Source organism: Leptospira terpstrae serovar Hualin str. LT 11-33 = ATCC 700639 (genome assembly GCF_000332495.1).
Lineage (GTDB): Bacteria > Spirochaetota > Leptospiria > Leptospirales > Leptospiraceae > Leptospira_A > Leptospira_A terpstrae.
On the sequence record NZ_AOGW02000023.1, the window covers coordinates 101,440 to 113,758 of the forward strand.

Consider the following 12,319-nt stretch of genomic DNA (forward strand, 5'->3'; position numbering starts at 1 on the left):
CAATATGGAAACATTAAAACCCAACAGCAATTCCGTAGGAAAAAAACTCCACCCAGCTTCCGAGCGTGGGCATGTCAATTTCGGATGGTTGGACAGCCACCATTCCTTTAGTTTTGGCCACTGGTACCATCCCGAAAAAACAAACTTCGGAGCACTTCGCGTACTAAACGATGACATTGTGGAACCAAGCATGGGTTTCGGAACCCATCCACACCAGAATATGGAAATTATTTCTATCCCCCTCTTTGGTGAGTTGGCCCATAAAGATAGTACAGGTACGAATGGTATCATCCGCACAGGAGACGTACAGATTATGTCTGCAGGTTCAGGGATTATGCATTCGGAGTTCAACCACAGCAGTGAAAAAAAAGTGAATTTTTTGCAAATCTGGATCCTTCCTAAGGTGGCAGGCATCGAACCAAGGTATGCTCAAAAAACTTTTTCGGAAGCAGGCCGTGTGAACCGATTCCAAACGGTAGTTTCTCCCATCGATGAAGAAGCCGTTTGGATCAACCAAGACGCTTACTTCTCATTGGCAACTTTGGAGCCAGGCAAAGAACTTTCTTACCAAGTCCATGCACCGGGCCAAGGAATCTTCACTTTTCTCATCCAAGGGAAACTAACAGTAGATGATACCGTTTTGGAACGTAGAGATGCCGTAGGACTTTGGGGAAAAGAAGAATATAAGTTCCATGCCGATGTGAAATCGGAACTACTCGTAATTGAAGTTCCGATGAAGTAGAAATTCAAAGGAGGGATCAAACAAATCCGATTCCTCCTTTTCCCTTTGGTCCAAACCTTTTTTTAGAACCTATCTTTCCCCTCCCAGGGGCCTATTTTTTTTCTAAATCATGCGAATTTTTTTTCGTGAATCCTTCTTCACATTAGTCAAACTTATTAAAAGTAGGATTTTCCACCCGAATGGAAAAATCGAAGGAGAACTAAAAATGAAAAGTTACCAGTGGATTTTGGGCTTCGTTCTTTTTACACTTTCTTCCAATGCCTTTGCGGAAAGTAACACAAGCGTTTCGGCCGAGGAAGCCTTACAAAAGTTAATCGATGGAAACATTAGATTCACGAGGGGAAATTCAAAACGACCTAACCAGTCTTTAGAAAGGATTCGCGAGGTATCAAAGAAACAAACTCCGTTCGCAACGATTGTCGGATGTTCTGATTCTAGAGTCCCAAACGAAATCATATTCGACCAAGGATTAGGAGATTTGTTTATCGTAAGAACAGCAGGGCAAGTGTCCACTTTTGCCTCTTGGGGATCCATAGAATTCTCTGTAGCAGTCCTCGGTGTGAACTTAGTTGTAGTTCTCGGTCATTCCAATTGTGGAGCCGTAAATGCAGCTTGTAAAGCTAATGATGTGCCTGGACATATCATAACGCTAACCAATGCAATTAAACCTGCTGCTGAGAAAACAAAACACCTCGAAGGTGATTGGTTAGAACATGCCGTAAAAGCTAACGTTGCATTACAAGTTACATCCCTTAGAAAACTAGATCCAATCCTCTCTAAACTTTACAACAATGGGCAAATCCAAATCGTCGGAGCCGTTTATGATTTAGAAACAGGAAAAGTAAGTTTTCTCGATGAAGAATATATTCTGTCAATTTCAAAGTAGGAAATCACATGGAAATACTAAATTCTCTGATAGCCAATCTACAAACACCAATGTTCCTAGCCTTCTTATTAGGTATTTTTGCCACTCTGATTAAAAGTGATTTAAAATTCCCTGATGGAATGTATACAGGGCTTACAATTTACTTACTCTTTGCCATTGGATTAAAAGGGGGAGTCAAACTCAACAGTACCTCAATTGAAGAATTTTACAAACCTGCGATTGTAGCTTTAATTCTTTGTATATCAATTCCTATAATCGCATACTTTTTACTTACGAAAATTGGGAAATATGATAAAGCAAATTCTGCCGCTTTAGCAGCACATTATGGATCTGTATCTGCGGTAACCTTCAGTGAGGCACTTGCATTTCTGGAATCTCTTCATATTCCATATGAAGGTTATATGCCGAGTATGTTGGCCATAATGGAAATTCCGGCAATTATAGTGGCCCTCTTTTTATTAAAAACAAACTCATCTCAAGAAAAAGAAAACTTATCATGGAAAAAAGTCACACACGAACTTTTTACCGGGAAAGGAACCTTACTCTTAATTGGTGGGCTTATCATTGGCATCTTGTCTGGTAAAAAAGGACACGAACAATTTGCCCCCTTATTCGAAGTTCCCTTTAGAGGAATGCTAATTCTATTCTTACTAGAAGTTGGAATTGTTACCGGTCGTCGTTTATCTGACCTTAAACAAGCAGGTGTATTCTTAATAGGTTTCGGAATTCTCTTCCCTATTTGTAATGCAATGTTTGGTTTGATTCTTGGAAAATATGCAGGATTGTCAATGGGTGGTGCAACAATCCTTGCAACTCTTAGCGCAAGTGCATCTTATATTGCTGCGCCTGCTGCCATTCGGATTGCAATTCCAGAAGCTAGTCCCGCATTGTATTTAACATCGTCACTCGCGATTACATTCCCTTTCAATCTTTCGATTGGATTACCACTTTATCTTTCAGTTTCTCAATATCTTTATGGAGTTTAAAATGAAATTGGAAAAAGCAAAATTAATTACGATTATAGCTGATGAAGCTATTCAAGATAGATTGGTTCAAGAATTAAAATCAGTTGCTGTTAAAGGATATACCATTAGCGATGCAATTGGTGAAGGGATAAATCAAAAACATCTCACCTCTTGGGAGGGAAAAAATATACGATTGGAATCTTTGGTTTCAGAAACAAAAGCACACCGAATTTTCGAAATCATTGCTGAAAAATACATTGATAAATACCCTATGGTAATCTTTATGAATGATGTTGAAGTAATCCGTAAAGATAGATTCAATTAGATTCTACACTGATTATTTAGAATGTATGACCAATATCTAAATAAAACAATTGGTCTTCTTTCGAGTAAGCATAGTCGAGTAGGATTACGGTTGCCTGATCCCAAATCAACCGTAATCCCACCCCTCGGGCATGTTTATAATTCAAAGTATTCACTTCACGTAATTTGTCCCAGACTCGACCCACATCATAAAAGGGAACTACACTCAACTGAAAGAACTGATCCCAAAAGGAAAAACTTCCCACACGGTATCGTAATTCAAGATTATAAAACCCAATCACTGGACCAAAAAAACGCTCTTGCCTATACCCACGTAGAGTGTTTTGTCCCCCAAGAGCACCAAACGGACCATCAATGGAAAAAAGATAGCGGTATTCAAAAAAAGGGACATCCCCTTCAATTTTAGTAAGAGCGACTCGCTGCGCGATAACAAACTCTTCAAAAAGCTTCGGGAAAGGTTGGTAAAAATTCTTCGCCTGAGCAAAATGTCTTATGTAATTAAAATCCGATCCTATGGTTCTTTCAGCTTTATTGATGTTGTATTCAATGAGCCAACCGCGATCAGGATCGGGTTCGTAATCTCTCGTATCATAGGCAATCCCCGCGCGTAGATAATTCAAATTTCCACCATTGATCCCAATGATTTTACCGGAATTGGAATCTTCTGTAATTTTGGAACTATCTTCCGTTGCAGGTACTTTAATACCTGTCAAAGGTTCTCTGGCTTCCGTCGAAGTTCCATCATACCGCCTAACAGAATTTTTCGAAAACTCTACACCACCCCAAACGCGAAACACTTGAAATATCGTTTTATCGGCAGCAAATTGTCCATAAGTAGTCTCAAATTGATAGTCATGGTAGTGTTGGTTCGATGTGAATTCTTTTCCTGGCCCTCGATTTCTCGAATAGGAATTGGCATTTTCGAAATCGGAGTATGTGGCATTACGAGAAATACGGCTACCATCCATATTTCGATCTTTGAAATACAGTGGCTGTAAACTCTCCGTTCCAACTCCAAAATATTGATTATAGAAACTTGCATCATGTCCTACATAGGCCCTTAGCCTGTAAGCAGTATCGGCAAAGTATGGGGCATCCCAAGCAAGATAATTGTTTTGTGTTCCGCGATTGGTTCTGTAAATTCCCACATTGAACATATGTTCATAAGGTGTGTATTTAAACGAAGAATCCGATTTGGTTCCGTTATAAAAAATATTGGCTAGGACTCCAAGACCAGAGCCGTTCACTGCATCATTGCCAAAGAGCGGTAGACCTGTAGCATACCATCCTTCTTTTTTGTTGGCAAGTTCCTTCTCGTCTAACTTTTTAAATTCGCCAATCCAATCAGGCACATCGGATTTTCTCTCTTCCGCATGAAGAGGAATCGATACCCATGTTGATACTATGACCAACACAGAAATCAGATTCCGAAAAAACATTTTGTTTATTTTACTTCGCGAACTTGGATGGTTTCAACTCGATCTTCCCCTGCGATAATATCAGAAAGGATTACTACCTTTTCTCCCATTTGGAGGTAACCATTATTCACTAGAGTTTGGATCGCAAGTTTTATCGTTTTTTCTGGATCAGAGGAAAAATCAACTCGATAAGGAATCACTCCCCGAGTCAGCCAAAGTTTCCGCCTAACAGATGTCATATTTGTAAACGCATGAACAATGGGATATTTCGGATGAAACGATGCCAAGTTATTCGCCGTGATCCCACGACGTGTGATGGCAATGATGGCATGGGCTTGCATCGAATCAGCTAAATTGGCCGCAGAACGAGCCATTTCTTCTTTTTGGTCTTTTGGTTTTCTTTGTGCTGCAAGTCCTAGGTTGATAGACAACTCCATACGACGTGCAATTTTATCTAACATCTCTACACAACGCACGGGGAATTTCCCCATCGCTGTTTCCCCAGACAACATAATGGCATCGGCCTCTTCATACACAGCATTGGCAACGTCTGTCACTTCTGCTCTTGTAGGAGAAGGATTCTGAATCATAGATTCTAATAAGTGAGTGGCAACAATCACACGTTTCCCTTCTTCTTGGCAACGTTTTATGATTCGTCTTTGTACAATAGGAAGTTCTTCGATTTCAATCTCAACTCCCAAATCTCCTCGAGCCACCATGATTCCATCGGACTCGCGAATGATGGCATCTAAGTTTTTTAAACCTTCTTGGTCTTCAATCTTTGCGATGATTTGCGCATGGTGATTTTTTTCATCAATAATACCACGAAGTTGGATCACATCTTCTTGCGAGCGGACAAAAGACAATGCCACAAAATCAATATCCTCTTCTAACCCAAAAATAATGTCTTTGAGATCTTTAGGAGTGATTGATGGTAAATTTACGCGGATCCCTGGAAGGTTGATATGTTTTCTGGATCCAAGTTTTCCACCATCTAATACTGTACAAACGAGTTCGTTTTCGCGGATCTCTTGCACTGCCAAGTTGATGAGTCCGTTATCCACAGTGACTTTGTCGCCTACTTTCAAATCTTTTACTATATCTCTGTAATTTACAAAAACACTTTGTGCTTCCGCTTCCATTCCTGGAATGATATGAAAAGTAAAAGTCTCTCCGACTTTTAAGTGGAGGTCGTTTTGGACATCTCCAGTTCTAATTTCTGGTCCCTGGGTATCAAGAAGGATAGAAATCGGATGTTTGTGTAATTCATCTTTGTTTAATGATTTGATAATACGAATGATCTTTCTATGAAACTCATGATCACCATGGCTCATATTGAGCCTTGCGATATTCATTCCAGCCAAAGCCAAACTTCGGATCATTTCTTTGGTGGCGGTCGCAGGACCAATGGTACAAACGATTTTTGTTTTTCGAGCTCTAAGTTGTTCAATAGCAGGCATAATTTTAAGGTTTTAACCGAGGTAAGATTCTATTCAGAAAGTCTAATTGCGATTCCGCAATGTCAAATTTCTCTTGGTTCGGAAATTTTTCGCTTCGTTGGCGGTCGCTTTCTGCACTCACTTTGTCTAAAAGTTTTTTGCCATACCTTTTTAGGTATCCAGTAGAGATAAGAATCGGCCAAGGGAACTTTTCTCTTTGGTTTCTTATGGGAAAACTGTAGATTTCCTTTCCACCAAACTTCTTCAAAAAAAATATCAAATTCTCTTCAGTAAACTTTCCATTTAATTTCGAAAGCACATACTCACGGTCTGGATATACCCCAAACTCCCAAGCCTCATCTAAAATACGAATAATGGCCTCAATGGACTCCTTCCATTTTTTCTCTTCTTCAGGACTCCCTTGTTTGACCGGTTCAGGAGAATCTTCTTCACCACCATTGAAACCCGAAGTAGATGCAGTAGTTTGTTGCGACTGTTTGGATTTTTTTTCTGCATCTTTTTCAGCTTCTTCTCGTTCTTTCAATCGGGCCTTAACAAGACGATCTTTTTCCTGGGATATTTTTTTAGCTTTTTGGCTCGCCAAATCTCTGTTTAGCTGTTGTTGCAATCTTGCTTTGATGGGAGGAATTTCAAATTTATGAACAACCATACTCCCCATAATCATTCGCCAGATCCTTGTGAAAAGCGGTAGAAATTGAAACAAACTTTGTGCTTCGATCTCTTCTAATAGTCGTTTCGGACTTTCATCATTCAAATGAAGAGTGACATTCATTTGATTTAAAACTCTGATTTCTAAGTCCGAATGTTTGATTTGAAAAGTTCTTTTAGCCGATTCAATGGCTTGTGGAATACAAGATTTATGAAGTATAAATTCATTATAGACTTTGTTGTCTGCGTATTCTGTATATAAAAGTTCAGGTTGTGAAAGTAAATTAGCACGAAATTCATCTGTCAGTGGCTCTCCACTCACTCGAAGTAAGTTCACCTCAACAATACGTCCAGCTTCTGCTAGGAAAGCCATCAAGTCATCGACCTGTTGTTTACGTTTTTGTTTTTCTTCTCGTTCTTTATCTTTTTCGATAATTTCATTCAAAACCAAACACTCTTCAATGAGAGTTTTTTGGTCTCCATAGGAATCATTCATATACCCTTTAATCTCTGTTAATAGATTACGTGGGTTACTCCATGAATCTTCGGTGATCTCACCCATGACTCCCAAATTTTTTAGAGCCGGGTAAATTGTATTTTTCGTATAATCGATATATCCATCATAACGATCTGCAATTTCCGAAGGGCGATTATAAAGAAATACACTTTTGTTGGCTGGCCTAGATGCAGAATCATTTCGGAAGAAAAATAAGATTTTATCATCTACCAACTGTTTCAAGATGGGCTTCAAATGGATGATGATGGTTGCATCCTTTTGTACTTTTGTTTTGTCGTAAGGACATTGGAACAAATTTCCAATTTCTGTGGATGCATAAGTATCAAACAACCTGTTAGAGTCGACCGCCGCTTTGATGACTTTGCGCATCTTTTCTTTACCGACATACTTTCTTTTTTCATTAAACCAACCCTTTATGGCGGCAGTGGAAAGTTCGTTTAAGCCAAGCGCATAACGGAATGCAGTCCCTCCATCAGAGGTAGTGGGTCGTGCAAATACAGTGTTGTGTTTGATAAATGTCTTTGGGTTCTCTGGATCGCCAGGTTCATTCGGATGAAATTCAAGGACATTCATCTTTCTGATAATGGCAGGATTTTGTTTATAACTTAAATCGATCACATAGTTTTCTGTACGATCTCGGTCAATGGAACTATCGCGTTCAATTTGTTCTACATTGGGAAGGACTTTGTTTTGCAAAAACTTATCCGTCCATTCAAAGATCACTAGTAGAACTTTATAGATCCCTTTGTAGGAAAAATCCCCCCGTGAATCCATAGCCTGCACTTTTTGCAGGCAGGCTGTGTAATCCATTACTTTTAATTCCGGGAGGTTTGGATCCAACATGGTATTCGGCGAGTGTCCTTAGTTAAAAAATCCTTTTTTATACAATAACTCAGCATTCAAAATTGCAGCACCCGCTGCACCTCGAATGGTGTTATGCGAAAGTACTACCCATTTCCAATCTAAAATGGGATCTTCCCGAAGCCTTCCAACAACGGTCGTCATTCCCCTTCCTGTCTCCAAATCAAGACGCGGTTGAGGCCTATCATTTTCTTCGCGGTAGAGAATAGCCGGATTTGGTGCAAACGGCAATCCCAATTTCTGCGGTTCCCCTTGAAAATCGGCCCAAACCTTAAGAATCTCTTCTTTTTTTGGTTTTTTGTCAAAGGAAACGGAGACACAAACCGTATGTCCGTCAAAAACAGGAACACGATTGCAATGAGCAGAAATTTTAAAATCTGCCGACTTGATGATTCCATCTTTCACTGTGCCCAAACATTTCTGTGGTTCAATTTCTGCTTTGTCTTCTTCGCCACCAATATAAGGCACAACGTTTCCAAGAATGTCCATAGTGGGAACTCCCGGATATCCCGCACCAGAAATGGCCTGCATAGAAAATAACATGACTGACTTAAGTCCAAAAGCATCCATCAGAGGTTTTAAGGAAATAGTAACTCCCATAATCGTACAATTGGAATTGGTAATGATTTTTCCTTTTGTCTTCTGGAATTGTAAAACATCCAAATGGTGTGCATTCACTTCCGCAGAAAGAATGGGAACATTAGCATCCATCCTATGATTTTTAGAATTGGAAAGAACCATCACCCCGGCTTCCGCATAAGCAGTTTCCGCTTCTCCAGCGATCGATGCATCCAGACCGCTAAACACGAGTTGTACGCCCTTCGTCACTTCAGGATTTGGTAAAGAGATGATAATGTCTTTCGCGTATGCAGGGATATCGGATGAGATCTTCCAACGAGATTTCATTACCTCACCATAAGTTTGGCCGGCACTTTTTTCTGAAGCTGCCAAATGAGTCACCGTGAAATAAGGGTGATTCTCCAAAAGTTGAATGAATCTTTGACCGACGGAACCTGTTGCTCCCAGGACTCCAACTTTGATTTTTTCCATAAAATTCCTTATCTATTGTAAGGATTGAAAAACATCCTATTTCGGAAAGAGATTTCCAATTCTTTTAGCATAAATCGGATTCATTTGTTCCATTCCAACATAGGTAAAGTGATGGAAGTCGGAAAATCCTTGCATGGGCAAACTTCGGTGGATGTCCCAATAAGTTACAGACCCACCCGCCAAAGACTGTAAATAGGCCAAGTGATCCCGATACCAGCGGGAATCTTCGTACCAATCTAGTGAAATTGGATTTTCAGGATTGTTAATGAGTAAAAAAGGGACCTTACGTTCTCTGAAATGATCTGCAATTTTTTTCAAATACCGGAAGTGGAAATACGGCCGAAAGGACTCTTCGCGGATCCTTTCTTTTGCCAGTTTTAAGGCGACAAGGTAACCAATCCCTGGTCGTTTTTCTAATCCCTCAAGCAATCGGTATTGGAAGTATTTCCGATAATCTTCGTCTTTCATTCCTAAATACCGAAAGTCTTCTGTTCTTGGATCCCTTTCGTATTGGATTCCTGACCTAGCCTCATCCAAACCAAAAGTCTGTTCTAATCGCACTCCCATGGGATCAAAGTGGTAATCCAAATAAGCACCCGTAGCCTGGTTGGCAAACCACACCCGCTCCAGTTTTACAGTGATTAACTTTTTATCTTCGAAGAATTTTGAATCCAAATGTAGGCGAATCCAACCTTCTTGTTTGAGTAAAATTTCTTGTTTGCTAGTCCCGTTCGAAATTTCCATCCTGCATGGTTTCCCCGCCAAAAGGAAAGAAGTGACTTCCACCCAAAATCCTTTGTTTTTCATTTTGTTTGTGGGGAAAAAACTAAACTGTTGGCCGGTCCATCCTAGACCATTGATCCCCTCTGGAATGAGAACTCCGGCGTATGCATGATAACTAGTATTACGACCAAAACGATGTTGCATTAAATTCTGCAAGTTTTGTAGATAAATGTCTTTGTATCGATAAAAAGAAAATCCAGACGAAAGTACATAACGAGACCAAGTATCCCAATCCATGGAAGATCCCACTTCGCGCAAAGTCTCCCAAGGAAACACCCACAAAGATTGCGGAGCCTCTGTAAAAGTAAGTGCATCTTTTACAACTAATGATTCCTCAACAGAATCATTTCTACCTTCCGGAAACATAACGTAGGTTCGGTGAAGCCTGTAGTCAATAAAATTGACCGGATACACTACAAGGTCTGGTTCCAATGGATCCAGCCAATTTAACAAAAGATAAACATAAAGGGGGCTATTCCCCGCATACGCTAAATAAAACACATCCACATCGAGAGAAAAATCTTTCTGTAAACTTTCTTTTAGTTTGCCCGCATCAATGGAATAGTAGGCGACAGAACTTCCGACGATAATGATTCTTTTTTTGGTTTTGGGAAGATTTCGAATCCTTTCATATTCATATAAAAAATTGAAAAAATGGTTCGTATTCCAAGGAGATTCATTTGGCAAAATAAATTGGAGTTTCTTAAAAACTAAAAAATCGATGCCAAACAGCGAAACCAAAAAGAGGCATATAAAAATGATTCTTTGTTTCATATACCCACCTAAAATACAAAATACACAAAAGGTTTACTATCGGCCGAAAACAAAACAATCAAAATCATTACAATTGAGGCAAAGATCCCAAAAAATGCAGTTTTTCCTAAGGAATTCTGCCATTTTTCAAATGCAACTAACAACTGCTTATTGTCTTTAAAATAAAGAATACCTAGTATATGGCCAATTACGATCACCAGCAAACAATAAAGAAAGTTCATTTCCATTGAGTAAGGCAGAGAAATACCTTCTTTTTTAACAAAAAGCCCCTGTAGGTAGCACAGAGAATTAGTAAAATCAACACTTCGAAAGAAAACCCAAAGAAAACTCACTACCAAAAAAGTCCCAAGAATTCGTAACGGTCTAAGAAAGGAAAAACTCCCAAACCGGTTCCCTTTTGTTCCTCTTTCTAAAATTAGTAAAATCCCATGACAACTTCCCCAAATGACAAAATTCCAAGAAGCCCCATGCCAAAGCCCACCAATGGCCATCACCAGAAATAGATTTCGATAGGTGAGGAGTTTGCCGACGCGATTGCCACCAAGAGAAATGTAGATGTATTTTTTTAGCCACTGGGAGAGTGAAATATGCCAACGATTCCAAAATTCAGAAAATCCATCGGCAAGATAGGGCATTTTAAAATTTTCCGGCAAACGAAAGCCAAAAAGAAGTGCCGTCCCCTGGGCAATGTCAGTATAACCTGAAAAATCACAATAGATCTGTAGTGAATAAGAAAACATCCCGATCCATAAAGCCTTAGTAGTTACCTCTGCTGGCCTCAAAAAACTAAAGTCTGAAGTTTCCGATAAATGGTCGGCCAAAACCATTTTTTTAAATAAACCGAGTAGGATGAGAAAAACCGCAAAGAGAACAGGGGTTCTCAAAAATGACAAAGGTCTACGAATTTGAGGCAAAAAGGATTTGGCCGACACAATGGGACCCGCCACCAACTGTGGAAAAAAGGACAAAAAAAGTAGATAGGAGAAAAACTTCCGTTCCGGTTGCAATTCCCTTCTATATACATCCACTAAATAAGAGATCGACTGGAAGGTATAAAAGGATATGCCTACAGGGAGAAGCCAATGAGCCCAAAAATCAGGAGAAGGAGGAGGGAAATTCAATATTATTGCCCAATTTTCAGCAATAAAATGTCCATACTTATAAAATGCCAAAATTCCCAAGCTATTCCCAAGGGAAATCGCCAAAATAAACCTACGCCATGGGACAGAAATGACAGCGCCGAGCAGTCTCGCTAAGGAATAATCTACTAAAGCCACCCAAAAGAGTAGCAAAAAATAAACTGGATTCCAGAAGCCATAGAAAATCGCGCTTATAACAAGCAAATAAATGACTAAAATTAAGCCAATCAGCCATCTATTAAAGACCAATTTTTGAGTATATTTAATCAATAAAAAGCGTAAAACTAGCCATATCGAAAGTGTAGCGGTAAGGAAGAGGGCAAAAACTGCTGAATTAAAAAGCATATTTTTGACTATATTTAATCAATTATACACTGTATTTGCATTTTACTCCACAGTTGGGGCAGGTACAAGTCACTTCTGCTTTGACTCTACGCCCCTGAGCTCCCTCTACTTTCCCAACTGCCACAAATTCAAATACAATCCCTTCTGGAACAAAGTGTCCCGAGCCATATTTTGCCGTTCCTTCGATCAAATTGGAGCAGGCATGGCATTTCACCCTAAGCCGTATCGTTTCCGCCATAATAGAAAGAACGTTCAGTCGTGTGCCCCCAAGTGGCAACCACTATTCGATTTACTGCCAATTTTACATGGGTATGCAATTTCGCTACACATGACAACTTGGCAGTAAATCCCCTTTTTGCCGGGGCTTTTGCTTTGCGGATTTACAGCTGCCAATGGAGGCAAATTTT

11 protein-coding genes are annotated in these 12,319 nt (G+C 39.7%); 4 read left to right on the forward strand and 7 right to left on the reverse strand.

Annotation, left to right across the window (positions count from 1 at the left end; translation table 11 throughout):
• The first annotated feature begins 4 nt into the window (after positions 1-4).
• The 4 genes from LEP1GSC203_RS18750 to LEP1GSC203_RS18765 all read left to right on the forward strand — a co-directional run bounded on the left by LEP1GSC203_RS18750 (position 5) and on the right by LEP1GSC203_RS18765 (position 2,918).
• Entirely contained in the window at positions 5-742 is a 738-nt protein-coding gene (locus LEP1GSC203_RS18750) for a pirin family protein (protein WP_039938479.1), read from the forward strand.
• A gap of 205 nt (positions 743-947) precedes the next feature.
• Positions 948-1,628, forward strand: a complete 681-nt coding sequence (locus tag LEP1GSC203_RS18755) for a carbonic anhydrase (RefSeq protein ID WP_002975782.1) — start codon at positions 948-950, stop codon at positions 1,626-1,628.
• 8 nt (positions 1,629-1,636) lie between these two features.
• The gene (locus LEP1GSC203_RS18760) at positions 1,637-2,614 is read left to right on the forward strand and encodes a sodium-dependent bicarbonate transport family permease (protein WP_002975637.1); all 978 of its coding nucleotides are present in this window, start codon (positions 1,637-1,639) and stop codon (positions 2,612-2,614) included.
• Position 2,615: 1 nt separating this feature from the next.
• A complete protein-coding gene (locus tag LEP1GSC203_RS18765) occupies positions 2,616-2,918 on the forward strand; it encodes a P-II family nitrogen regulator (protein ID WP_002975612.1) in 303 nt (100 codons plus the stop codon).
• 16 nt (positions 2,919-2,934) lie between these two features.
• On the opposite strand, the gene omp85 is transcribed toward LEP1GSC203_RS18765, so the two are convergent.
• The 7 genes from omp85 to LEP1GSC203_RS19705 all read right to left on the reverse strand — a co-directional run bounded on the left by omp85 (position 2,935) and on the right by LEP1GSC203_RS19705 (position 12,150).
• Positions 2,935-4,356 carry an Omp85 family outer membrane protein gene (gene omp85, locus LEP1GSC203_RS18770; RefSeq protein ID WP_002975664.1) on the reverse strand — a complete coding sequence of 474 codons (1,422 nt, stop codon included), beginning with the start codon at positions 4,354-4,356 and terminating at the stop codon, positions 2,935-2,937.
• Positions 4,357-4,361: 5 nt separating this feature from the next.
• The gene (pyk, locus tag LEP1GSC203_RS18775) at positions 4,362-5,795 is read right to left on the reverse strand and encodes a pyruvate kinase (RefSeq protein WP_002975646.1); all 1,434 of its coding nucleotides are present in this window, start codon (positions 5,793-5,795) and stop codon (positions 4,362-4,364) included.
• 4 nt (positions 5,796-5,799) lie between these two features.
• Positions 5,800-7,803, reverse strand: a complete 2,004-nt coding sequence (locus LEP1GSC203_RS18780; RefSeq protein WP_002975778.1) for a hypothetical protein — start codon at positions 7,801-7,803, stop codon at positions 5,800-5,802.
• An 18-nt stretch (positions 7,804-7,821) separates the two neighbouring features.
• Positions 7,822-8,871 carry an aspartate-semialdehyde dehydrogenase gene (gene asd / locus LEP1GSC203_RS18785; protein ID WP_002975677.1) on the reverse strand — a complete coding sequence of 350 codons (1,050 nt, stop codon included), beginning with the start codon at positions 8,869-8,871 and terminating at the stop codon, positions 7,822-7,824.
• Positions 8,872-8,907: 36 nt separating this feature from the next.
• Entirely contained in the window at positions 8,908-10,428 is a 1,521-nt protein-coding gene (locus tag LEP1GSC203_RS18790; protein WP_002975651.1) for a hypothetical protein, read from the reverse strand.
• Between the two features lie 8 nt (positions 10,429-10,436).
• Complete coding sequence (locus LEP1GSC203_RS18795; RefSeq protein ID WP_002975770.1) at positions 10,437-11,720, reverse strand: MBOAT family O-acyltransferase; 1,284 nt, start codon at positions 11,718-11,720, stop codon at positions 10,437-10,439.
• A 214-nt stretch (positions 11,721-11,934) separates the two neighbouring features.
• A complete protein-coding gene (locus LEP1GSC203_RS19705) occupies positions 11,935-12,150 on the reverse strand; it encodes a hypothetical protein (RefSeq protein ID WP_084765029.1) in 216 nt (71 codons plus the stop codon).
• Positions 12,151-12,319: the final 169 nt, after the last annotated feature.